The 21,677-nt window shown below is 73.2% G+C and carries 21 protein-coding genes; 3 read left to right on the top strand and 18 right to left on the bottom strand.

Going from position 1 to position 21,677, the window contains the following annotated elements; all coding sequences use genetic code 11:
- Positions 1-32 precede the first annotated feature (32 nt).
- From DQ384_RS18905 to DQ384_RS18850, 12 genes are all read right to left on the bottom strand, one after another.
- Positions 33-1,034 carry a proline racemase family protein gene (locus DQ384_RS18905; protein ID WP_114030170.1) on the bottom strand — a complete coding sequence of 334 codons (1,002 nt, stop codon included), beginning with the start codon at positions 1,032-1,034 and terminating at the stop codon, positions 33-35.
- A 2-nt stretch (positions 1,035-1,036) separates the two neighbouring features.
- The gene (locus DQ384_RS18900; RefSeq protein ID WP_114030169.1) at positions 1,037-1,750 is read right to left on the bottom strand and encodes an ABC transporter ATP-binding protein; all 714 of its coding nucleotides are present in this window, start codon (positions 1,748-1,750) and stop codon (positions 1,037-1,039) included.
- On the bottom strand, positions 1,737-2,546 hold the full coding sequence (locus tag DQ384_RS18895) for an ABC transporter ATP-binding protein (protein WP_114030168.1): 810 nt from the start codon (positions 2,544-2,546) through the stop codon (positions 1,737-1,739). Before DQ384_RS18895 ends, DQ384_RS18900 begins: the two co-directional genes overlap by 14 nt.
- Positions 2,543-3,523, bottom strand: coding sequence for a branched-chain amino acid ABC transporter permease (locus DQ384_RS18890; RefSeq protein ID WP_114030167.1), 981 nt, complete (start codon positions 3,521-3,523; stop codon positions 2,543-2,545). Before DQ384_RS18890 ends, DQ384_RS18895 begins: the two co-directional genes overlap by 4 nt.
- A complete protein-coding gene (locus tag DQ384_RS18885) occupies positions 3,520-4,413 on the bottom strand; it encodes a branched-chain amino acid ABC transporter permease (protein WP_114030166.1) in 894 nt (297 codons plus the stop codon). Before DQ384_RS18885 ends, DQ384_RS18890 begins: the two co-directional genes overlap by 4 nt.
- Positions 4,414-4,536: 123 nt before the next feature.
- Complete coding sequence (locus DQ384_RS18880; protein WP_114030165.1) at positions 4,537-5,703, bottom strand: branched-chain amino acid ABC transporter substrate-binding protein; 1,167 nt, start codon at positions 5,701-5,703, stop codon at positions 4,537-4,539.
- A 157-nt stretch (positions 5,704-5,860) separates the two neighbouring features.
- Positions 5,861-7,216: an aldehyde dehydrogenase family protein gene (locus tag DQ384_RS18875; RefSeq protein WP_114030345.1), complete on the bottom strand. Its 1,356-nt coding sequence runs from the start codon at positions 7,214-7,216 to the stop codon at positions 5,861-5,863.
- Positions 7,217-7,311: 95 nt separating this feature from the next.
- Positions 7,312-8,313, bottom strand: coding sequence for a proline racemase family protein (locus DQ384_RS18870; RefSeq protein WP_114030164.1), 1,002 nt, complete (start codon positions 8,311-8,313; stop codon positions 7,312-7,314).
- A 7-nt stretch (positions 8,314-8,320) separates the two neighbouring features.
- Positions 8,321-9,214 carry a dihydrodipicolinate synthase family protein gene (locus tag DQ384_RS18865; protein ID WP_114030163.1) on the bottom strand — a complete coding sequence of 298 codons (894 nt, stop codon included), beginning with the start codon at positions 9,212-9,214 and terminating at the stop codon, positions 8,321-8,323.
- On the bottom strand, positions 9,211-10,755 hold the full coding sequence (locus DQ384_RS18860; RefSeq protein ID WP_181871284.1) for an FAD/NAD(P)-dependent oxidoreductase: 1,545 nt from the start codon (positions 10,753-10,755) through the stop codon (positions 9,211-9,213). The genes DQ384_RS18865 and DQ384_RS18860 overlap by 4 nt, the downstream gene beginning before the upstream one ends.
- Positions 10,752-11,051 carry a (2Fe-2S)-binding protein gene (locus DQ384_RS18855; RefSeq protein ID WP_114030161.1) on the bottom strand — a complete coding sequence of 100 codons (300 nt, stop codon included), beginning with the start codon at positions 11,049-11,051 and terminating at the stop codon, positions 10,752-10,754. The genes DQ384_RS18860 and DQ384_RS18855 overlap by 4 nt, the downstream gene beginning before the upstream one ends.
- The gene (locus tag DQ384_RS18850) at positions 11,048-12,184 is read right to left on the bottom strand and encodes an NAD(P)/FAD-dependent oxidoreductase (protein WP_114030160.1); all 1,137 of its coding nucleotides are present in this window, start codon (positions 12,182-12,184) and stop codon (positions 11,048-11,050) included. Before DQ384_RS18850 ends, DQ384_RS18855 begins: the two co-directional genes overlap by 4 nt.
- 243 nt (positions 12,185-12,427) lie before the next feature.
- On the opposite strand from DQ384_RS18850, the gene DQ384_RS18845 reads away from it, so the two are divergent.
- From DQ384_RS18845 to DQ384_RS18835, 3 genes are all read left to right on the top strand, one after another.
- A complete protein-coding gene (locus DQ384_RS18845) occupies positions 12,428-13,450 on the top strand; it encodes a COX15/CtaA family protein (RefSeq protein WP_245966596.1) in 1,023 nt (340 codons plus the stop codon).
- Positions 13,451-13,570: 120 nt separating this feature from the next.
- Positions 13,571-14,182: a SanA/YdcF family protein gene (locus tag DQ384_RS18840; RefSeq protein ID WP_245966595.1), complete on the top strand. Its 612-nt coding sequence runs from the start codon at positions 13,571-13,573 to the stop codon at positions 14,180-14,182.
- A 180-nt stretch (positions 14,183-14,362) separates the two neighbouring features.
- Positions 14,363-14,875, top strand: a complete 513-nt coding sequence (locus DQ384_RS18835; protein WP_245966594.1) for a cellulose binding domain-containing protein — start codon at positions 14,363-14,365, stop codon at positions 14,873-14,875.
- 61 nt (positions 14,876-14,936) lie between these two features.
- Here the strand turns inward: DQ384_RS18835 and DQ384_RS18830 are convergent, their stop codons facing one another.
- The 6 genes from DQ384_RS18830 to DQ384_RS18805 all read right to left on the bottom strand — a co-directional run bounded on the left by DQ384_RS18830 (position 14,937) and on the right by DQ384_RS18805 (position 21,599).
- A complete protein-coding gene (locus tag DQ384_RS18830; protein WP_114030156.1) occupies positions 14,937-16,187 on the bottom strand; it encodes a PrsW family intramembrane metalloprotease in 1,251 nt (416 codons plus the stop codon).
- Positions 16,188-16,381: 194 nt separating this feature from the next.
- Positions 16,382-17,521, bottom strand: a complete 1,140-nt coding sequence (locus tag DQ384_RS18825; RefSeq protein WP_114030155.1) for an ROK family transcriptional regulator — start codon at positions 17,519-17,521, stop codon at positions 16,382-16,384.
- A 5-nt stretch (positions 17,522-17,526) separates the two neighbouring features.
- Positions 17,527-18,396: a carbohydrate ABC transporter permease gene (locus DQ384_RS18820; protein WP_114030154.1), complete on the bottom strand. Its 870-nt coding sequence runs from the start codon at positions 18,394-18,396 to the stop codon at positions 17,527-17,529.
- Positions 18,393-19,319, bottom strand: coding sequence for a carbohydrate ABC transporter permease (locus DQ384_RS18815; RefSeq protein WP_114030153.1), 927 nt, complete (start codon positions 19,317-19,319; stop codon positions 18,393-18,395). Before DQ384_RS18815 ends, DQ384_RS18820 begins: the two co-directional genes overlap by 4 nt.
- Complete coding sequence (locus tag DQ384_RS18810) at positions 19,316-20,680, bottom strand: ABC transporter substrate-binding protein (protein ID WP_114030152.1); 1,365 nt, start codon at positions 20,678-20,680, stop codon at positions 19,316-19,318. Before DQ384_RS18810 ends, DQ384_RS18815 begins: the two co-directional genes overlap by 4 nt.
- Before the next feature lie 31 nt (positions 20,681-20,711).
- Positions 20,712-21,599: a sugar phosphate isomerase/epimerase family protein gene (locus tag DQ384_RS18805; RefSeq protein WP_114030151.1), complete on the bottom strand. Its 888-nt coding sequence runs from the start codon at positions 21,597-21,599 to the stop codon at positions 20,712-20,714.
- Between the last annotated feature and the right edge of the window lie 78 nt (positions 21,600-21,677).

Genomic DNA, 21,677 nt, shown 5'->3' with positions numbered 1-21,677 from the left:
GACGGCGTCTCCGTCGATGCAGGGCGGCGCGCTCATCGGAGCGTGAACCCGGGGCCGACGGGGTCGCGGGGGTCGAGGGTGAAGCGGTGCGTCCCGGTGCGGTAGGCCATGCCGGTGATCTCGGGGATCACGGCGTCGCCGCGCACCTCGGCGACCCGCCCGGTGAACACGCTGCCGACGACGCTCTCGTGGACCAGCTCCCCGGTGAACCCGTCGGCGTGGAGCAGGGCGAGCCGGGCGGCGGTCCCCGAGCCGCAGGGCGAGCGGTCCACCTCGCCGTCGGCGAAGACGGTGACGTTGCGCTGGCGGCCGGGGGCGAGCTCGTCGTGGAAGATCACGCCGTAGACGCCCGACAGCCGGTCGTCGGCGGGGTGCCGGGCCGCGGGGTGGCCCGCCAGCGAGGCCTTGACGGAGCGGCCGAGGGCGATGAGGTCGGTGAGGTGGCGGGGCTCCACGGCGAGCCCGAACGCCGCGGCGGGCACCGAGGCGTAGATCGCGCCGCCGTAGGCGACGTCCACCGTGGTCTCGACGACGGCGCGCCCGGTGGTCGCGGTGACCGGGACGTTCCGCGCGACCACGCGGGAGGGAACGTTCCTGAACGTCACCGACTCGATCGTCCCGCCCGCGCGGCGCACCCGGGCCGTGACCCGGCCGGAGGGCACGTCGACGACCACGTCGGTGTCGCCGTCGGGGGCGGCCTTGACCAGGCCCGTCTCCACGGCGTGGACGCCAAGGGCGATGGTGCCGTGGCCGCAGGCGGTGGAGTAGCCGTCCTTGTGCCAGAACAGCACGCCGAGGTGGGCCCCCTCGTCGTCCGGGGGGACCAGGAAGCATCCGTACATGTCGGCGTGGCCGCGCGGCTCGTGGCACAGCAGCCTGCGGATCCGGTCGACGTCCGGGCCGGACGCGCGGGTCCTGCGCTCCAGCACCGTCCGGCCGGGGATCTCCGGCGCGCCGGCCGTGACGACGCGGAACGGCTCCCCGCCGGTGTGGTAGTCCACCGTCTCGATCGCCGTCTCCTGCGGGCCTTCCATCGTCAGACCCCGCCCAGGTACGCCTCGACGACCCGGGAGTCGCCGCGCAGCTCGGCCGCGGACCCGCCGAGCACGCACGCGCCGCTCTCGATCACGTACCCGCGGTGGGCGATCTTCAGCGCCGCCTTGGCGTTCTGCTCGACCAGCAGGACCGACACCCCTTCCAGGTTGACCTCGCGGACCAGTTCCATGACCGAGGCGACGACGAGCGGCGCCAGGCCCATGGACGGCTCGTCCAGGAGCAGCAGCCGGGGGCCGGAGACCAGCGCGCGGCCGATGGCGAGCATCTGCTGCTCGCCGCCCGACAGCGTGCCGCCCTGCTGGGCGCGGCGCTCGGCGAGGCGCGGCAGCAGCGCGTAGACGCGGTCGACGCGCCGGCGGATCTCGGCCTTGTCGCGGACCGGATACCCGCCGATCTGCAGGTTCTCATGGACGGTCAGCGTGCTGAACACCCGGCGTCCCTCGGGGACGTGCACCAGGCCCGCGCGGACGATCGCTTCGGGCCTGGCCCGGGTGAGGTCCCGGCCGTCGAAGACGATCTTCCCGGCGCTCGGCCGCACCAGGCCGGAGATCGCCGAGAGCGTGGTGGTCTTGCCGGCGCCGTTGTTGCCGAGCAGCGCGACGATCTCGCCCTCCCCGACGGTCAGCGACATGCCGCGCAGGGCGTGCACGCCGCCGTAGTGCACGTCGAGCCCGCCGACCTCAAGCGCCGCCATCGCGGCCTCCCCGGTACTCGTCGGCCGCCTCGTCCTCGTCGTCCTTGCCCAGGTACGCCTCGATGACGGCGGGGTCGCGGCGGACGTCCTCGGGACGGCCGTCGGCGATCTCGCGACCGAAGTTGAGCACGACCACCCGCTCGGACACCTCCATGACCAGCCCCATGTCGTGCTCGATGAGCACGGTGGCGATGCCGAGGCCGCGGATCCTGCGGATCAGGTCGAGCATCTCGGCCTTCTCGCCGTGGTTGAGCCCGGCGGCGGGCTCGTCCAGCAGCAGCAACCCGGGCTTGCGGGCCAGCGCGCGGGCGATCTCCACCCGCCGCTGCTCGCCGTACGGCAGGGCGCGGGCCTCGCCGAAGCGGTCGCCGCGCAGGCCGACGAAGTCCAGCCAATGGTGGGCCTGCTCGGTGCACTCGCGCTCGGTGCGCCGGTAGCGCGGGGTGTGCAGCAGCGCGTCGAGGAAGCTCTGGCCGAGCCACAGGTGCGCCCCGGCGCGGACGTTGTCCAGGACGGACATCTCTCCGAACAGGCGCAGGTTCTGGAACGTGCGGGCCACGCCGAGCGCCGCGATCCTGGACGGGCGCAGGCCGGTGACGTCCCTGCCCGACAGGGTGACGCGGCCGGCGGTGGGCCGGTAGAACCCGGTCACGCAGTTGAAGGCCGAGGTCTTGCCCGCGCCGTTGGGCCCGATGACCGAGACGATCTCGGCCTCGCCGACCGAGAAGCTCAGGCCGTCGATGGCGAGCAGGCCGCCGAAGGACAGGCGCAGGTCCTGGACGGACAGCAGGGTCATGAGCCCGCCTCCCGGGAGCGGTGCGGCCACAGTCCCTGCGGGCGGACCAGCATGACGAGGATGAGCAGGACGCCGAAGGCGAAGAAGCGGTAGTCCGCGAGGTCGCGCAGCACCTCGGGCAGCAGGCTGATGACGATCGCGCCGATCACCACGCCCGGGGTCGAGCCCATGCCGCCGAGCACCACGGCCATGAGCACGAGCGCCGACTGCAGGAACGTGAAGCTGCCCGGCGAGATGGCCGAGAGCTGCGCGGCGAACAGCACGCCCGCCAGGCCGCCCCAGACGGCGCCCGCGATGTAGGCGGCGAGCTTGACGCGGTAGGTGTGCACGCCCATGGCCTCGGCGGCGTCCTCGTCCTCGCGGACGAACCGCCAGGCCCGTCCGAGGCGGGAGCGGCCGAGCCGGGAGGCGCCGATGACGGCGACCGAGACGACCACCACGACGAGGTAGTAGAAGACCACCGGGCTGCCCGTCAGGCCGGGGATGCCGTAGATGCCGGAGGGGCCGCCGGTGACGTCCAGGTTGTTGGCGGTGATGCGGATGATCTCGCCGAAGCCCAGCGTGACGATGGCCAGGTAGTCGCTGCGCAGCCGCAGGGTCGGGGCGCCGATCACGATGCCGGCGACCACCGTGACGGCGATCACGGCGGGCACGGTCGCGACCAGCGGAAGCCCGAGCCGGGTGCTGAGCACGCCGCTGGTGTAGGCGCCGACGGCGAAGAAGGCGACGTACCCGAGGTCGAGCAGGCCGCAGAAGCCGACCACGATGTTCAGCCCGGAGGCGAGCATCACGAAGATCGCCGCGCTGGTCATGACCGACAGAGCGTACGGCGTGGCGATGACGAACGGGGCCAGGACCGCGATCGCGAGCCCGGCCAGGCCCGCCCACCTGCTGTCGAACAGCCGCGAGGTGGCGCGGCCGAGCGCCGTCCCGCGGCGCGGCCGGGCGGGGGCGGGGGCGGGGGCGGGCGCGGTCACACGCGCTCCGTCACGCGCTCGCCGAGCAGGCCGGTCGGCCGCACGGTCAGGAAGAGGATCAGCACGCCGAAGGCGAACACGTCGCGCCACTCGCCGCCGAGCCAGTAGGTGCCGAACGACTCCAGCAGGCCGAGCAGCAGGCCGCCGAGCATGGTGCCGGTGATGTTGCCGATGCCGCCGATGACCGCCGAGGTGAACGCCTTGAGCCCGATGAGGAAGCCCATGAGGAAGTCGACCTTGCCGTAGTAGGCGCCGGCCATCACGCCGGCCGCGCCCGCGAGCGCCGAGCCGAGGAAGAACGTGCGGGAGATCACCGCGTTGACGTTGATGCCCATCAGCGCGGCCGTGCGCGGGTCCAGGGCGATGGCCCGCATGGCGCGGCCCTCGCGGGTGCGGGTGACCAGCACGTTCAGCCCCGCCATCAGGGCGATCGCGACGATGATCAGCGCGACCTGCTGGAGGGTGATGCGCGCGCCGAGCAGCTCGACGGTCGTGCCGCCGAGCCTGAGCGGGTAGACCCGCGGGTCGGCGCCGGCGGCGGCGCGCATGCCGTACTCCAGCGCGAAGGAGGCGCCGACCGCCGTGATCAGCAGGGACAGGCGCGGCGCGCTCCGCAGCGGCCGGTAGGCGACGCGCTCCAGCACGACGCCGGACAGGCCGGTGACGCCCATCGTGACGACCAGGACGCCGAGCAGGACGGGCAGCGCCATGCCCGGCGAGACGCCGCCCACCGCTCCGAGGATCGCGAAGCCGGTGAAGGCGCCCAGCATGTAGATGTCGCCGTGGGCGAAGTTCAGCAGCTTCATGATCCCGTAGACCATGCTGTAGCCGAGCGCCACCAGCGCGTAGAACGAGCCGACGAACAGCCCGTTCCAGATCAGTTGTGCCATGTCGTGCTTCCTTCGAGGCCGCGGCGGCCGGGCGCCGGGTGGGCGCCGGCCGCCGGGGGGACCGCCGTGCGGATCATGGGGTGGTCACCGCGGGGGAAGCCGCCGTACGGGACGTGCCGGGCCTCACTTGAGCGCGTCCTGCAGGGCGAACTTTCCGGACTTCACGACCAGGATCTGGAAGCCGCCGGTGGACAGGGTGTGGTCGGCGGTGAACTTCAGCGGGCCGGAGAACATCGGGAAGCCGTCGACGGCCTCCAGCGCGGCGATCACCTTGTCGCCGTCGGTGGACCCGGCCTTGGTGATCGCCTCGGCGGCCAGCCGGACGCCGTCGTAGGCCTGGTTGGAGTACGGCCCGGGGTCGGCGTTGAACTTCTTCTTGTAGGCGGCGATCCAGGCCTCGGCGCCCTGGAGCGTCTCGGGGGTCTGGGTCATCGTGGCGTACACGCCCTCGGCGGCGTCGCCCCCGGCGATCTCGGCGAGCTTCTCCGACACCGCGCCGTCGCCGACCATGACGCTGCCCTTGTACCCGGCCTGGCGGAGCTGGCGGATGATCAGGCCGCCCTCCTGGAAGTAGCCGGTCCAGTAGACGAAGTCGGGCTTCTTGGCCAGGATGTTGTGGATGTTCGCGCTGTAGTCGCTCTCCTTGGGCGTCACCGCCTCCAGGATCGCCGTCTCGGGACCGCCGGCCTCGTCGAGCAGCTTCTGGGTGCGGACGGCGATGTCCTTGGAGTAACTGGTGTTGTCGTGCACCAGCGCGACGCTCGTGGCGCCCTGCTTGGTCATCCAGGCCATGGCCGCGGTCGCCTGCTGGGTGCCGGTGCCGTTGATCAGGAAGACGTGCTTGAGGTGCTGGTCGACGAGTTCCTGCGAGTTCGCCGCCGGGATGATCATCGGGATGTTCGCCTTGCCGAAGACCGGCAGGGTGGGCAGCGTGGCCCCGGAGCAGTAGCCGCCGACCGAGACCTTGATCCCCTCGGTGACGAGCTTGTTGGCGCCCGCGACGGCGGTCTGCGCGTCGCAGGCGTCGTCGGCGACCTTGAGCTCCAGCTTGCGGCCGAGGACGCCGCCCTTGCCGTTGATCTCGTCCACGGCGAGCTGGGCGGCGTTCTTCATGTACGGTCCGATGGCGGCCTCGCTGCCGGACTGCGGGATCAGCATCCCGAGCGTGATGGGTCCCTCGTCTCCCCCGGAGTTCGAGCCGCCGTCGAGCAGGCCCTGCCCGCATCCGGCGGTCAGCAGGCTCGCGGCCGCCAGCATCGCCGCGATCACCGATATACGCGATCTGCCCATCGTCTCTTCTCCTCGCGAAACAGCGCCGTCCCACATGGTGCGTGACATTGCACCTGTGGCCCATGTCCGCGTCAAGACGTCGATACCAGACCGTTAGGAGGCCGGTAAGGACCCGTAGGGGCCGGTGACGACCCGCCGCGCCCCCCGGGGACCGTGGTCAGTGACCGGCAGGCGCCAGCGCGACCGTGCGGGTCGAGGTGTAGAACTCCTGGGCTGCCTTGCCCTGCTCGCGGGGCCCGTAGCTGGAGTCCTTCTCGCCGCCGAACGGCAGGTGGAAGTCCACGCCCGAGGTGGGGCTGTTGACCTTCACCAGGCCGGTGTCCAGCCGCGCCGAGACCTCCAGCGCGCGGTCCAGGTCGCGGGTGTAGACGGCGGAGACCAGCCCGTAGCGCACGCCGTTGGCCAGGGCCACGGCCTCGTCCACCGACCCGGCGTCCTGCACCAGGCAGATGGGGCCGAACACCTCGTCGCACGCCAGGACGTGCCCGTCCGGGACGTCGTCCACCAGGGTGGGCGCGGCGAACCAGCCGGCGCGGTCCAGCGCCGCGCCGCCGGTCAGCGTCCGCCCCCCGGTGGCGGCCGCGACGACGCGGTCGCGGGCGGCCTCGTCGATCAGCGGCCCGACGGCGGTGCCGGGGTCGGACGGGTCGCCCACGCCGAGCTTGGCGACGGCGGCGACCAGCGCCTCGCGCACCTCCGCGGCGTTGCCGACCGTGATCACCCGCTTGGTCGCGGTGCACTTCTGCCCGGCGTACCCGAACGCGGCGGCGGCGATCTGCGCGGCCGCCGCCTCCAGGTTGGCGTCGCGCAGGACGATGGCGGCGTTCTGGCCGCCCATCTCGGCCTGGACGGCGACGCCCCGGCGCACCGCGGCCACGCTCACCTCGCGGCCCACGGCCGCCGATCCGGTGAAGGAGACGACGTCGGCGGCCTCCACGAGCGCCGCGCCCTCCTCGGGACCGCCGGGGACGACCTGGAACAGGTCCTCGGGCAGGGCGAGCAGCTCGGCCAGGCGCAGGGCGCAGGCGAGGGCGTGCGGGGCGGGCTTGAGGACGACGGCGTTGCCGAAGGCCAGCGCCGGGGCCGCCTTCCACAGCGGAATGGCCAGGGGGAAGTTCCACGGCGTGATCAGGCCCGCCACGCCACGCGGGCGCCTGCGCGTGTAGGCGAGCCCGGCGCCGGAGGGCTCGTGCACGGCGCCGATCGGGTCGAAGACCTGCTGGGCGTAGTAGCGCAGGATCGCCGCCGACCGCGCGACCTCGCCCCTGGCCTCGGCGACCGGCTTGCCGGCCTCCCGGACCACCAGCTCGGCGAGCTCGCCGGCGGCGCCCGCCACGGCCTCGGCCGCGGAGGTCAGCGCGGCGGCGCGCTCGGCGGCGTTCGCCCCGGCCCACCGCGCCTGCGCGGCCCGTGCCCGTCGCACGGCATCGGCGACGCCGTCCGCGCCGGCCACGGGCGCGCTCGCCACCAGGTCGGCGGGGTTCTGCGGCGAACGGCTTTCGACAACATCCATCGTGGACCCCTCTTCGATCTCCATGCCGGGCGAGCGCTGTCCCGCTACATAAAACCATAGTCCATGTCGTGGACCACGATACGGCCACCAGGACATCACAGCAGAAAGCCCTCCGGGAAGGGGTCCGCCGGGTCCAGGAAGTGCTGCGCCGTGCCCGTCAGCCACGCCCGGCCCGTGATCGCCGGGACGACGGCGGGCACCCCCGCCACCTCGGTCTCCTCCAGCAGCCGCCCGGTGAACCGCGTGCCGATGAACGACTCGTTGACGAAGTCCTCGCCCAGGGGGAGCTCGCCGCGCGCGTGCAGTTGCGCCATGCGGGCGCTGGTCCCCGTGCCGCACGGCGACCGGTCGAACCAGCCCGGATAGATGGCCATGGCGTGCCGCGACAGCCGCGCGTCCGAGCCCGGGGCGACGAACTGCACGTGGTGGCAGCCCCGGATTCCCGGGTCCAGCGGGTGCACGGGCTCGTCCGCCTCGTTGATCGCCGCCGAGATCGCCAGGCCCGCGTCCAGGATGTCCCGCCCCCTGGCCCGGTCGAACGGCAGCCCCACCGACTCGATCGGCAGGATCGCGTAGAAGTTGCCGCCGTAGGCCAGGTCGTAGGCCACCTCGCCGAACCCGGGCACCTTGACCGTGCGGCCGAGCCCCGCGCTGAACGACGGCACGTTGCGGATCGTCACCGCCGCCGCCACGCCGTCCTCCACCCGCACCGTCGCGACGACCAGACCGGCCGGGGTGTCCAGGCGCACGGTCGTGACGGGCTCGACGACCTCGACCATGCCCGTCTCGACCAGGACGGTCGCGACGCCGATCGTGCCGTGGCCGCACATCGGCAGGCACCCGGACACCTCGATGTACAGCACGCCGAAGTCGGCGTCGGGACGGGTGGGCGGCTGGAGGATCGCGCCGCTCATCGCCGAATGGCCGTGCGGCTCGAACATCAGCAGCTTGCGGACGTGGTCGAGGTGCGCCAGGAAGTACTCCCTGCGCTCGGCCATGCTCGCCCCGGGGATCACGCCCACTCCCCCGGTCACCACGCGCGTCGGCATGCCCTCGGTGTGCGAGTCGACGACGTGGTAGATCTTCCTGGTCCTCATCGCCTCCTCACCTCAGCCCTCCGGCCAGCGCCTTCTCCGTGGCGACGCGGACGGCGGCCTCGTGCTCGGGGGTCAGCGGGACGCGCGGCGGGCGGCACGGGCCGCCGTACCGGCCGGCGACGTCCATCGACAGCTTGATCGCCTGGACGAACTCGACCTTGGCGTCCCAGCGCAGCAGCGGGTGCAGCGCCCGGTACAACGGCAGCGCCGTCGCCACGTCGCCCTCGGTCGCCGCCCGGTACAGCGCCACGCAGGACGCGGGCAGCGCGTTCGGGAAGCCGGCGACCCAGCCGACCGCCCCGGAGAGGGCCAGCTCCAGCACCACGTCGTCCGAGCCGATCAGCACGTCCAGGCCCGGGGCCAGCTCCGCGATCTCGTAGGGGCGGCGCACGTCGCCGGTGAACTCCTTGACCCCTGCGATCAGGCCCTCGGCGTGCAGCTCCGCCAGCAGCGACGGGACCAGGTCCACCCTGGTGTCGTACGGGTTGTTGTAGGCGACGATCGGCAGGCCCGCCTTGGCGACCTCCCGGTAGTGGCCGAGCACCGCCCGCTCGTCGGCGCGGTAGGCGTTCGGCGGCAGCAGCATCACCGCCTGGCAGCCGGCCTCTGCCGCCTGCTCGGCCCAGCGCCGCGCCTCGGCCGCGCCGTACGCCGCCACGCCCGGCATCACGCGGTCGCCCCCGATCGCCGCGACGGCCGTCTCGACGACGCGGGCGCGCTCCCCGGGGGTGAGCGTCTGGTACTCGCCCAGCGAGCCGTTGGGCACCACGCCGTCGCATCCCTGCTCGACCAGATGGCGGCAGTGCTCGGCGTAGCGGTCCTCGTCGACGCTCAGGTCCTCGCGCAGCGGCAGCGCCGTCGCCACCATCACACCGTGCCAGGGCTTCTCACGGGTCGTCATCGGGCTTCCTCTCCTGCGGGGTCGTTTGCCGTGCCTTGCGTCTCGTCCGCCCGGTCCGGGAGGCCCGCCAGGTCGCCCAGCCGTACGGGGTGCGCCACCGGGCGGCGGGGCGGCGGGGACGTCTCGCCCGCCAGGCGCGCCACGGCGTACCCGCAGACGCGGCCCTGGCACCAGCCCATGCCGGGACGGGCCAGCAGCTTCACCGACCGCGCGTCGGTGGCGCCGAGCGCCAGCGCCTCCCGGACGCGCGCGTACGGGACCTCCTCGCAGCGGCAGACCAGCGTGTCGCCGCGCAGCCAGCCCTTCCACCCGTCGCGGACCGGATATGCGTCCTGCATCGCCCGGCCGAAGGCGGCCAGGCGGTCACGCCTGCGTGACAGGGCGGGCGCGGGCCGCACGGGGCGGCCGAGGTCGGCGGCCACGGCGCGCCCGGCGATCCAGCCCTCGGCCTCGGCCAGGTCCGCGCCGCCGACGCCGGTGGGCTCGCCCGCCGCGTAGACGCCGGGCACGCTGGTGCGCATCCCGGCGTCCACCACGACCACCTGCTCGCCGTCACCGCCGGCCTCGGTGGCGCAGCCGAGCTGGGTGGCCAGCTCGATCTGCGGGACGAAGCCGTAGCCGACCGCCAGCGCGTCGCAGGCGATCGTCCGCCGCGCGCCGGGAGTCCAGTCGCGGCCGAGCCGGGCCACGGTGACGTGCGTGAGCCGGTCCCCGCCGTGCGCCTCGACCACGGCGTGACGCACGGCGTACGGGACGCGGCGCCGCGCGAGGCGCCACAGGTATCCCGCGCCCTCGGCCAGCTTGCCCGGACGGACCGCCAGGGCCGGGGCGAGGCCGGCGCCGCCGTTCGCCTCGAACACGCCCGCCACGCGCGCGCCGGCCTCGGCCAGGCCCGCCGCGACGGGCAGCAGGAACGGGCCGGTCCCGGCGACGACGACCGTCCGCCCGGCAGGCACGAGGTCGCCCTTGAGCAGCGCCTGCGCGCCCCCGGCGGTGAGCACGCCGGGCAGGTCCCAGCCGGGGAAGGGCAGCGGGCGGTCGTGCGCGCCGGTGGCGATCAGCAGCCGCCGGGCGCGGAGGGTCACGCGCCGCTCGTCCCGCGTCCCCGCCAGGCAGTGGACGATGAACCCTGCGGCCGCGTCCTTCCCGGGGTTCTGGTCGGCCTCGTTCCCCGGATCGTTCCCGGCGGCCTTCCCGGCGTTCCCGGCGGTGTTCCTCTCCGCGTTCTTCTCCACGGCCTTCTCCACGGCCCAGACCCGGTGCCCGAGGCGCACGTCCACACCGGTGAGGGCCTCGGCGAGGCGGGTGAAGCGGCCGAAGCCGCGCTGCGGCGTGCCGGGGTGCCCGGCGCGGAGGCCGGGGGGCGCGTGCCGGAAGTACTGGCCGCCCAGGCGCGCCTGCGCGTCGACCAGCACCACGTCCAGCCCCGCGCGCGAGGCGGCCACGGCGGCCGCCATCCCGGCGGGGCCCGCCCCGACGATGGCCAGGTCCCTCGTGCCCGGCCCCTCATGGCCCGATCCCGGCATGGCCCGGTCGCTCATCCCGTGGTCACCCGGTCCCCCGGCAGGGCCTCGGTCTGGCAGGCGCGCAGCGACGGCGTGCCGTTCACCGTGACCAGGCAGTCGAAGCAGATCCCGATGCCGCAGAACAGGCCGCGCGGACGCCCGCCGACCCGGGTCGTGCGCCAGGAGACCACCCCGGCGGCGTGCAGGACGGCGCCGATCGTCTGGCCCGGCGCGGCGGGCACCGGGCGGCCGTCCACGGTGATCTCGAAGGCGGGCACAGGCCGCGCCCCGTCGAGGCGGCCCGCGTGGGGGCCTTCCTGCGATCGCGTCATGCGGCGAACCTTTCCGGGCGGAAGGGGCTCAGGTCCAGCGTGGGGGCGGCCCCGGCGAGCAGCCCCGCGACGAGGTGGCCGGTCGCCGGGGCGAGGCCGATGCCCGCGCCCTCGTGGCCGCACGCGTGGTACAGGCCGGGCGCGCGCGGATCGGCCCCGATGACGGGCAGATGGTCGGGACAGTACGGGCGGAAGCCGCAGTACGCCCTGATCACCCGGCGGGCCGCCAGCCCGGGGAACAGCGCGACGGCCTGGCGGGCGAGCGCCTCCAGCACCGGGATCGACGTCGTGCGGTCGAAGCCGACGCGTTCGCGGCTGGCCCCGATGAGCACGGTGCCGGAGGGCGTTCCCTCGATCACGGCACTCGTCTCCAGGCCCTCCGAGTCGCTCGCCACGTCGGTGACGTACGCGGCGGTGTAGACCTTGTGCCTGATCAGCGGCGGCCCGAGGCGTCCGCCGAGCGGCTCGGTGACCAGGATGAAGCCCCGGCGGGGCAGGATCGGCAGGTCCAGCCCGGCGAGCGCGGCGACCTCTCCGCTCCAGGTGCCCGCCGCGTTGACCACGGCGCCCGCCGGGATGTCCCCCTCGTTCGTGCGTACCCCGGTGACCCGGTCGCCGTCGCGCAGCAGCCCGGTGACCTCCACGCCGGTCCGCAGGACGGCTCCGGGGGCGCCGCTCAGGAGGCGGGCGGCGGCGAGCATGGGCTGCACCTGGGAGTCCTGCGGGTAGTACACCCCGCCGGCCAGGTCCGGCGTGAGGTCGGGCTCGTAGCCGGGCAGCTCGCCGGCGGCCACGGGCACGTGCTCGACGCCCGCCCCGGCCTGGGCGACGGCGAGGTCGGCGAGCGACCCGAGCACCTCGGACGTCTCGGCGACGACCAGCCCGCCCTTGGCCTCGTACTCGAACCCGCCCAGTCCGGCCAGCTCGCGCCAGAGGCGGGCCGACAGCAGCGCGAGCTCCAGCTCGGGACCTGGTTCCTTGTCGGAGACGAGGATGTTCCCCTCACCGGCGCCGGTGGTCCCCGCCGCGACCGGCCCCCGGTCCAGGACCGTCACGGAGAGCCCCGCCCGAGCGGCGTAGTACGCGCACGCCGCCCCGACGACCCCCGCGCCGACCACCACGACGTCCGTCATCCCCACCCCAACGCCACAATCCTCAACGAATCAGTAATATGTCACATAGCCGCAACCCCAATCAATACCCGCCCATCTCCGCCCGGCCCACGCGAGGGGCAGCCGGAAGGGTGAGGAACGAGCCCCTTCCTTACCGACGGCGGAAGGCACAGGCGCGGAGGCGGCTCACGCAGCGCGACCGGAGGTCGCGTAACGGACACACCACAATCAGAGGCACTCCCCCCGGCACCTACGATGTGTGCCGTGACCGCAGCAGACCAGTTCTCCAGTAACGACGGGCGGCCTCTTCCCGAACGGCTCCGGGGCCGGGCCCTGGAGTTGTTCCACTCCGCCTGGTCGCCGACCGCCGCGTCGATGCGACGGTGGGCGCTGGCGAGCGTGGTGGCGAACGCGGGCATCGCCGTCACCGGCGCCGCCGTCCGCCTCACCGGATCCGGGCTCGGCTGCCCGAGCTGGCCGCGCTGCACGCCCGGCAGCTTCGTCCCCGCGCCGCACGACGCCCACGCGCCGCTCAACATGGCGATCGAGTTCGGCAACCGCCTGCTGTCGTTCCTGGTGCTCGCGGTGGCGGTGGGCTGCGTGGTCGCGGCCTTCCGGCTGGTCCCCCGCCGCCGGGCGCTGACGCGCCTGGCACTGATCCAGCCCGCGGGGGTGGCCCTCCAGGCGGTGTGGGGCGGCCTGGTGGTCCGCTCGGCGCTCAACCCGGTGACGGTCAGCGTCCATTTCCTGGTGTCCATCGGCATGATCGCCGGCGCGTTCGCGCTCTACGCCCGTTCCGGCGAGGGGGACGCGCCCGCGCGCCGCCTCGTCCACCGCGACATCCGCACGCTCGGGTTCGTGCTGGTCACGGCGGTGTTCGTGCTGCTGGTCGCTGGCGTGGTCGTCACGGGCACGGGCCCGCACTCCGGCGACGAGGCGGCCTCACGTTTCAACTTCGACATCGAGACCATGGCGCGCCTGCACGCCGACACGGTGTGGGTGGTGCTCGGCCTGACCTTCGCGCTGCTGTTCGCGCTGCACGTCACCGACGTCCCGGGCCGGGCCCGGCGGGGCGCGCTGGTGCTGCTCGGCGTCGAGCTGGCCCAGGGCGTGATCGGGTACGTGCAGTACTTCCTCGCCGTGCCCGCGTTCCTGGTCGGCCTGCACGTGCTCGGGTCGACGCTGGTCTGGATCGCCGCCCTGCGCGTGGTGTTCCTCATGCGCTCGCGCGGCCCGCTGGGCTCCCTCACACCCGCCCCGAACGAAGTGGACGCGGTCGGCGTCTAAGCGAGCATGCTCGGCCACACCGATCATTCGCCCCGATTCCGCCGGCCACGATGGCCGCTGCGGACGCGACGCCGCCTGTTCCTCTCGGCCGTCGCGCTCAGCCTGCTCACGCTCGCGCCGATGACCTGGGCCTGGCTGTCCGCCGCCGGCCACCGGGTCACGGCGGGCCCCGGCGGCGCGTGGATCCGCGACGTCCCGCCCGCTCCCGTGGCGCTCGTGCTGGGAGCCGGGCTGTTCCACGGCGTGCCCTCGCCGATGCTGGCCACGCGGCTGGACCTCGCCGCCGCGCTCTACCGGGACGGCCGGGTGCGGGCGCTGCTGCTGTCGGGCGACAACGGCAGGGCCGGGTACGACGAGCCGTCCGCGATGCGCGCCTACCTGGTCGCGCGCGGGGTGCCGGACCGGGTCATGGTGCTGGACTACGCGGGGTTCGACACCTGGGACTCCTGTGTGCGGGCCCGCGAGGTGTTCGGGGCCGACCGCCTGACCGTCGTGACGCAGAACTTCCACCTGCCGCGCGCGGTGGCGCTGTGCCGGGCGGCGGGCATCGAGGCGTTCGGGGTCGGCGACGATTCCTTCGCCGTCTGGCCCGGCCGGACGACCGTCTACGCCGCCCGGGAGTTCGGCGCGACGGCCAAGGGCTTCCTGGACGCGATGGTGCTGCGCTCGTCCCCGGTGTTCCCCGGCCCCAGGGAGACCTCGCTGGACCGGATCCTCGGCGCGCGCCGCTGAGGCTCCCGCCCGCCCGGTCGCGAAAGTTTCATCGGTCCCGGAGATGGCCGCCGAGCGGACCTGCGGCTTTCCGTGCCACCGGGATCTTCGCGCCCGCCCCTCTGGAGCCGCCGTCAGACGCGGGATAGGGTCCGCACCGTGCATGGGAGCGCTCCCAGCGGAGCCACGACAGCCGTCACCGTGTCCGAGGCGATCGGAAGAGCCGGACCGGGGACGGCGGCCCGGTACGGGCTCGCGCTGGCGGCGGCCCTGACCACGGTCGCGGCGCTCACGGGCTGCTCGGAGACCGTACGGGCGACTCCGCCGGCGGCCACGGCGACGTCACAGCAGCCCTCCCCACCGGGGGTGCCGTCGACCCATCCGGTGACCCCTTCATCGACGCCGGCGCCCGCCTCCTGCTCGGCGTCCGTGAAGACCGTGTTCGCCTGGCCCGGCGGGTTCCGCGGCGAGGTGACGATCAGGAACACCGGCGACGCGCCGATCAACGCCTGGTACGTCCAGTGGACGATGCCGCTCGGGATGACCATCACCGAGGCGTGGCAGGGCACGCCGATGCAGAGCGGCCCGACGGCGATGATCCACGCGCCCGAGGCCAACCCCCGGCTGGCGGCCGGGGCGACGGCGACCGCCGGATTCATCGCGAAAGTACAGGACAAGACTCCCCCGTCCTTCACGCAGGTGGGGTGCGGTTAGCCGGCCGGCCCGCCGGTGACGCGCGGCCCGTCCCGCGGACCTCGCGAAGACCGCGAACAGGTCAGGCCGGGTCGCGGGGAATGCCGTCTGACGGCGGATACGGCGGGTACGGCGAGGCCGAGTGCCGCGGGTCGTGCCCGGGGGCGTACCCGGGCGGGGCCATGCCCTTGGCGATCGTGGTCTGGTGCCGCGCGGGGACGGGGAAATCGGACTTGGCCGCGCTCATGCAGGCCAGCAGGGCTTCCCGCTGCCCCTCGAAGGCGTCCCTGGAGATGACGCCGCGCCGCCCCCGGTCGTGCAGCAGGCCGAGCTCGGTCGCGGCGACCTGGTAGTCGCGCATGGCGCTCAGCCCCCGCTGCCCGCCGTGCGCCCTGGCCCACTGCCGGGCCTGCCTGCGCCCCTGCAGGGAGGACAGCATGAACACGTCGATGTCGGTGACCAGCCCGAGCCCGCCGTAGGGCGGCAGGTAGTACTGGATGAAGCCGACGATGCGCCTGCGGTCCTTCAGGACGACCCCGAGCTCGACGAAGAACAGGACCATCAGCAGCAGGTAGGCCGCCGCCAGGCCGCCCAGGCCGCCGTAGGACGTGAAGCCGTTCCAGATGCCGTGCAGGGTGATCGCGCCGAGCCATCCGAGGAAGACGACCCCGCCCCGCGCCGGCCCCCGGCTCTGCGCGGCGTACGCCACCGCGATGCCGATCATCGAGGTGAACAGCGGGTGGGCGAACGGGGACAGGATGCCGCGCAGCACCACGGTGACCGCGAGCCCCTGCACGCCGTGCTGGTCCAGCGCCATGATGTAGTAGCTGACGTTCTCGCTCATCGCGAAGCCGAGGCCCACCATCCCGGCGTAGATGATGCCGTCGGTCGGGCCGTCCAGTTCCTGCCGGCGCCAGCGCAGCAGGCCGAGCAGCACGAGCCCCTTCATCGTCTCCTCGACCACGGGCGCGACGAAGGTGGCCACGAGGTTGCGCGCCCCCGTGGGGTCCTGGGTGGCGAGCGTGACGTACCGCAGGTTGAGGCTGTTCACGATGCCGGCGAGGAGCACGGCGATGCCCGCGCCCCACATGAAGGCGAACGCGAGATCCTTGCGCGGCTCGGGTTCCAGGCGGTCCAGGGCGAGCAGCCCGGCCAGCAGCAGCGGCACCGGGGCCAGCGCGAGCACGAGCGCGATGAAGAACTGCACCGGCTCGCCGTTGAAGACGTCGAACGAGAACGACACCATCGCGCACAGCCCGGCCACGACCAGGCCAATGATCAGCCGGACGGACGGACGTTCCCTCAGCACGCTGCGGGGATCACGGCCTGTCATGGCCGCGAGCGTATTCGCCCACGCGGCGTGCGCGCCGCGCCCCCACCGGATCCGCAGGCCGGCACCCCGTGATCACCGCACCACCCCGCCCAGAACGGCTCCCGAGCATTCAGGTCTTCCCCCGGAACAAGGCTCCCACACCCCAACATTGCAGAGAACCCTGCCATCTTTCCCGCGTTCCGGCGAGCGCCCGCTCAGCCATGCAGGGCGGCGTCCACCGCCTCGGGCGACAGGACGTGCTCGGTTACCAGGACCGCCATGCCGAGCACGCCCGCCCGGTCGCCGAGCCCGCCCGGGACGATCCTCAGGTTCCTGGTGGTGTACGGAAGGCTGCACCGGTACACGCTCTCGCGGACGCCGGTGAGGTAGTGCTCACCGGCCTGGGCCATGTCGCCGGCCAGCACCAGCACGCCGGGGTTGAGCAGGCTGACCGCGGTGGCGAGCACGATCCCGAGCGTGCGCCCCGCCTCCTGGGCGAGCGCGATGGCCGCCGGATCGCCCGCCTGGACGAGCCGGACGGCCTCCCGGCTCGACTCGAGGCCCAGGTCGCGGGCGATGGCCTGGCCGCTCGCCAGGGAAGCGACGCAGCCCCGCGAGCCGCAGGTGCAGACCCGGTCGTCGTGGTCGTTCAGCCGGACGTGCCCGATGCTGCCCGCCGCCTGCTCGATGCCCCGGTGGACGCGGCCGTCGATGACGATGCCCGCGCCGATGCCGGTGGAGACCTTGACCAGCAGCAGCGAGGGCTGGTGGCGCCAGGACGCCCACCACTCGCCGAGCGCCATCGCGTTGGCGTCGTTCTCGATGAGGATCGGCACGTCGAACGGGCCGCGGACGGCCTCGCTGATCGGGTGGTCGTCCCAGCCGGGCATCAGGAAGGACCTGATCATGCGCCCCGACGCCGGGTCGACCGTGCCGGGCAGGTCGACGCCGATGCCGCGCACCCGCGCCGGGTCGGCGCCCGTCCGCGCCAGCAGCCGCTGGAAGGCCTCGCGGACCCAGGCGAGCACCGGCTCGGGGCCGCGCTCGATGCGCATCTCGGCGTGTTCCTCGGCGAGGGTGCGCGCGGCGAGGTCGGTGAGGGCGACGGTGGCGTGACCGGCGCCGAGGTCGGCCACCAGCAGCAGGTGGTTCGACGCGTCGACGTCGAGCACCGACGGCGGGCGCCCGCCCCCGGAGGCGCCGACGCCCGACTCGTGGATGTAGCCGGACTCGATCAGGCGGTCCACCCGGTCGGTGATCGTGGACCGTGACAGCCCGGTGTGGTCGATGAGCTCCTTGCGGGTGCGGCACGTGCCCCGCCGGATGAGCTGGAGGACGTCTCCCGCCGTCAGCATCGCCCCTAGCCCTTCTCCGCGCCTATCGCGAGCCCCCCGGCCAGAAGCCGCTCGCTCGCGAAGAACACCGCCACGATGGGCAGCGTCAGCACCACCGATCCTGCCATGAGAACGGTCGCGGGAACCTCGATACCGCCCGCCAGCTGTGACAGCCCGAGGGAGACCGTCCAGCTCTCCCGTTTCTCGACCAGGAACAGCAGCGCGAACAGGAACTCGTTCCACGCGATCATGAAGGCGTAGAGCCCGGTGGCCATGAGGGCGGGCTTGGACAGCGGGAGCACGACGCGCAGGATCGTACCGATCCGGCCGCATCCGTCGATCGCCGCCGCCTCCTCCACGCTCTCGGGCACGGTCTCGAAGTAGTTGCGCAGCATGTAGACGGCGACGGGGACGGTCTGGGCGACGTAGACGAGCACGAGACCGCCCAGCGAGCCGCGCAGGCCGAGCATCGTGAACAGCACGAACAGCGGGATCGCGGGCACGATGGCCGGGAAGAGGTAGACGGCGAGGAACAGGAAGTGCACCTGGCGGCGGCCGCGGAACCGCAGCCTGGCCAGGGCGTACGCGCCGGGGATCGAGATCAGCAGCGTGGCGGCCACGGAGGCGGCCGACACGATCGCGCTGTTGCGCATGAAGGTGAGGAAGCCCTGGCGGCCGAGGACGTCGGCGTAGGACGACAGCGTGAACCGGCGCGGCCACAGCGAGCCCGGTTCGAGGATCAGCTCCTGGACGTCCCGCACCGACAGCATGGCCATGTAGAGGAACGGGAAGGCCGTGGCCAGCACGAGCGCGGCGATGACCAGCGGCTTCAGCACGCGCAGCAGGCCACGTTCCAAGCGGTCCCGGGTCAGGGGAGGACGGGTCGCGCCGGTCATCGGCGTGCCTCCGCTCCGCCGAAGGACCTCAGGTAGACCACCAGGAAGACGACCAGGACGGCGGCCATCACGATGGCCTGGGCGGCCGAGGCGCCGAGGTCGTCCCGGGCGGTCAGGAAGTCGTAGACGCGCACGGCCACCACCTCGGTGCCCGCGCCGCCGCCGGTGAGCAGGTAGACGTCGTCGAACTTCGTGAAGGTGAACACGAACCGCAGCACCGACAGCAGCGCGATGACCCGCCACAGCTGCGGCAGCGTGACGTGGCGGAACCGCTGGGTGGGCGTGGCGCCGTCCACCACGGCGGCCTCGTCCAGTTCGGGGGGCAGCGCCTGGAGCCGGGCCAGGATGAACAGGAAGGCGAAGGGGAAGTACCGCCATGCCTCGAAGGCGATCACCGTGAGCAGCGCGACGGGCACCCTGACGCCGAGGAAGGCGCCCTCGGCCTGGCTGAGGAAGGCGATCGGCTCGCCGAGCCAGGTGTTGACGATGCCGTACTGCGGGCTGAGCATCACCTGCCACAGGAAGGCGACGGCGACGACCGGGGCGACGTACGGGATCAGGATCGAGGCCCTGACCAGCGTGCGCCCGGGGAAGGCGCCGCGCAGTGCCAGCGCGGCGGCCAGCCCGACGCCGATCGACAGGACGGTGCCCGCGACCGTGTAGACCAGCGTGTTCGCCAAGGCGGACCAGAACCCGGGCTCGGCCAGCACGTAGGCGAAGTTCTCCAGGGTGTAGCGGCCGAACAGCCCCACCCGCCTGATGTTGATCAGGCGGACGTTCTGGAAGGCCAGCATGACGGCCCACAGCAGCGGGACCACCACGACGACCAGCGTGATCACGAGCGTGGGCGACATCAGGAACAGCCCTGCCCTGGCCTCGCGCTCCCGCAGCGTGCGGCCGGACGGTCCGGCGGGGGCGGTCATCGCCGGATCCCGCGCTTGATCGTCTCGACATCGGCCTTCGCCCGCCGCGCGGCCGCCTCCGGAGTGAGCGAGCCGCCCGCCGCGCCGGCGAGCGCCCTCGGCACCGGCAGCTCGCCCATCATGGCGCCGACGAGCCTGCCCTGCCCCTGCGCGATGCCCCAGCGGGCGAAGGTGTCCGGGCTCCGGCGCAGCGCGTCGAGCAGGCCGGCCGGGTAGACGGCGGCGAGGGGCTCCTTGGCGTCGACCCCGGCGGGCAGCCGGTCCCAGGACCGGGCCAGGGTGGTGCGGACGGGGACCTTGCCCTCCGGCGCCATACCCACCCAGCGCTCGTACCCCTCGCTCATCATGTACGTGACGAACCGCCGCGCCGCGTCCTTGCGGGCGTCGTAGGGGATCGCCCACGAGACGATCTCGCCGAACTGCGCGGGCCGCGCGCCGTCGGGGCCCTTCAGCGCGGTCACCACGCCGGTGTTCGCGGCCAGCCACCGCTTGTCGGCCCGGCATTCGGCGCAGCTCGGGAGCGCGTCGTCGCGCAGCCCGGCCAGCTCGTCAAGGATGAACGACGACCAGATCGTCATCGCGGCCCTGCCGGCGAAGTAGGTCGCCCGGGTCGAGTCGACGTCCTGGTCGCCCTTGACCGAGTAGTTCCGCACGAGGGCCGAGTAGAAGGCGAACGCCCGCACGCACTGCGGGGAATCGAGCACGGTCTTCCCGGAGCCGTCCGCGAGCTCGCAGCCGTTGGCGAGCGCGACGTGCTCGAAGCTCTGCGCGGTGAAGGAGTCCTTCGGCGCGACGGCGAGCGTGATGCCGGCGACGCCGCCGGTGTTCAGCCTCCTCGCGGCGGCCTCCAGCCGCTCGTAGGTGTCGGGCGGCGCGAGCCCCGCCTTCTGGAACAGGTCCTTGCGGTAGAGGATGAGCTGCGCCCACCCGTCGCTGGGCACGGCGAGCAGCCTGCCGCCGTCGCTGTCCAGCTCCAGGGCCCGCGGCGAGAAGGTCTCGCGCCCGAGGTCGCCGACGATCCGGGCCGGGGTCTCGGTGTCGAGCAGCTCGTTGGCGTCCAGCTCGCGGACCGCGGCCAGCGGGACCGCGCCGATCACGTCCGGCAGGTCGCCCGCGGCCGCGGCGGCGGTGAGGACCTGGCTGAACTGGTCCTCGCCGATGCCCACCAGCTCGACCTTGACGCCGGTCTTCCGGGTGAACCCGGCGGCGAGGTCCTGCTGCACGGCCATCCGGTCGGCGAGGTTCTCCTCGGTCCAGACGGTGATGGTGTTCGACGCGCCCGGCTCCGCGCCGCCGCCGCAGGCCGCCAGGGCGGCGGCGAGCACGGCGAGGCAGAGGACGGCGGGGACCTTCCTCGGCATGGGGCTCCTCCCGGGGGTTCAGAGCCGCCCTTTACCCCACGATGAGGCCGTGCAACGTGCGGTAGGCGATGCCGAGGCCCGCGCGCACCTTTGCGGGGTCGCCGCTCCAGACGGGGTCCTCGTGCTCGACGGAGATCACCCCGTCGTACCCGCCCTCGTACAGCACGTCGATCAACCGGGCCCAGTCGACCTGGCCGAGGCCCGGGACGCGGAAGCGGTACCAGCCCTTGTCGCCGCCGAGCGGACCGTAGAAGCCGTATCGGTCGATCCGCCCGGGGAGGATCTGGGTGTCCTTGGCCTGGACGTGCGCGATCCGATCGACGTACGGGGTGACGGCGGCGATGGGGTCGATGCCGAGGCCGACCAGGTGGGAGGGGTCGTAGTTGAGCTTGAGGCCGAGGGTGAACATCCACTCCCACAGCTCGGGCGAGTAGGCGAGATTGCCCGGGTAGCCGTCCGGGTGCCAGCTCTTCATCACGCAGTTCTCGATCACGATGGTCACGCCCCGGCGGGCGGCGTGCTCCACCACCGGCGCGAAGACCTCCTCGGCGAGCTTGAGGTTGGCGTCCACGGTGAGCCCCGGGTCGCGGCCGACGAAGGTGCCCACGGTCGGACACCCCAGCTCGGCGGCGGCGTCCACGCATCGGCGCAGGTGGGCGTTGATCCCGGCACGCCGGGTGGGGTGCAGGTTGTTGTCGTAGTAGGCGATCGAGGAGAGCGTCAGGCCGGTCTCCTCGAAGATCTTCTTCACCCGGGTGGATTCGGCCTCGTCGAATTGATCTACTCGGATGTGATTTCTGGGATCGGGCGCGGGCCACGCGGCCACTTCCAGCGCCTGGAAGCCCTGCTCCGCGGCCCAACGGGCGATGTCGGAAAGATCGCTTTCCGGTAGACAGGCCGTCAAAAATCCCAATTTCATTGGCTACCTCCGACAGAAGCCCTGGACTTAGGTCTCTCTGGGATGTAACTATCGTGTGAACGGCAGGACTAACCCTCC

The sequence above is a fragment of the Sphaerisporangium album genome, assembly GCF_003323745.1.
In the GTDB taxonomy this organism is placed as follows: domain Bacteria; phylum Actinomycetota; class Actinomycetes; order Streptosporangiales; family Streptosporangiaceae; genus Sphaerisporangium; species Sphaerisporangium album.
This window is presented reverse-complemented; position numbering and strand designations above follow the sequence as displayed.

What these genes read in the sequence shown, in the direction of transcription:
- DQ384_RS18805 (WP_114030151.1), bottom strand. Translation starts at nt 21,599, where the DNA reads ATGAAATTGGGATTTTTGACGGCCTGTCTACCGGAAAGCGATCTTTCC.
- DQ384_RS18905 (WP_114030170.1), bottom strand. Translation starts at nt 1,034, where the DNA reads ATGGAAGGCCCGCAGGAGACGGCGATCGAGACGGTGGACTACCACACC.
- DQ384_RS18830 (WP_114030156.1), bottom strand. Translation starts at nt 16,187, where the DNA reads ATGACAGGCCGTGATCCCCGCAGCGTGCTGAGGGAACGTCCGTCCGTC.
- DQ384_RS18855 (WP_114030161.1), bottom strand. Translation starts at nt 11,051, where the DNA reads ATGACGCGATCGCAGGAAGGCCCCCACGCGGGCCGCCTCGACGGGGCG.
- DQ384_RS18865 (WP_114030163.1), bottom strand. Translation starts at nt 9,214, where the DNA reads ATGACGACCCGTGAGAAGCCCTGGCACGGTGTGATGGTGGCGACGGCG.
- DQ384_RS18870 (WP_114030164.1), bottom strand. Translation starts at nt 8,313, where the DNA reads ATGAGGACCAGGAAGATCTACCACGTCGTCGACTCGCACACCGAGGGC.
- DQ384_RS18810 (WP_114030152.1), bottom strand. Translation starts at nt 20,680, where the DNA reads ATGCCGAGGAAGGTCCCCGCCGTCCTCTGCCTCGCCGTGCTCGCCGCC.
- DQ384_RS18825 (WP_114030155.1), bottom strand. Translation starts at nt 17,521, where the DNA reads ATGCTGACGGCGGGAGACGTCCTCCAGCTCATCCGGCGGGGCACGTGC.
- DQ384_RS18840 (WP_245966595.1), top strand. Translation starts at nt 13,571, where the DNA reads ATGACCTGGGCCTGGCTGTCCGCCGCCGGCCACCGGGTCACGGCGGGC.
- DQ384_RS18815 (WP_114030153.1), bottom strand. Translation starts at nt 19,319, where the DNA reads ATGACCGCCCCCGCCGGACCGTCCGGCCGCACGCTGCGGGAGCGCGAG.
- DQ384_RS18900 (WP_114030169.1), bottom strand. Translation starts at nt 1,750, where the DNA reads ATGGCGGCGCTTGAGGTCGGCGGGCTCGACGTGCACTACGGCGGCGTG.
- DQ384_RS18875 (WP_114030345.1), bottom strand. Translation starts at nt 7,216, where the DNA reads ATGGATGTTGTCGAAAGCCGTTCGCCGCAGAACCCCGCCGACCTGGTG.
- DQ384_RS18820 (WP_114030154.1), bottom strand. Translation starts at nt 18,396, where the DNA reads ATGACCGGCGCGACCCGTCCTCCCCTGACCCGGGACCGCTTGGAACGT.
- DQ384_RS18895 (WP_114030168.1), bottom strand. Translation starts at nt 2,546, where the DNA reads ATGACCCTGCTGTCCGTCCAGGACCTGCGCCTGTCCTTCGGCGGCCTG.
- DQ384_RS18850 (WP_114030160.1), bottom strand. Translation starts at nt 12,184, where the DNA reads ATGACGGACGTCGTGGTGGTCGGCGCGGGGGTCGTCGGGGCGGCGTGC.
- DQ384_RS18860 (WP_181871284.1), bottom strand. Translation starts at nt 10,755, where the DNA reads ATGAGCGACCGGGCCATGCCGGGATCGGGCCATGAGGGGCCGGGCACG.
- DQ384_RS18880 (WP_114030165.1), bottom strand. Translation starts at nt 5,703, where the DNA reads ATGGGCAGATCGCGTATATCGGTGATCGCGGCGATGCTGGCGGCCGCG.
- DQ384_RS18885 (WP_114030166.1), bottom strand. Translation starts at nt 4,413, where the DNA reads ATGGCACAACTGATCTGGAACGGGCTGTTCGTCGGCTCGTTCTACGCG.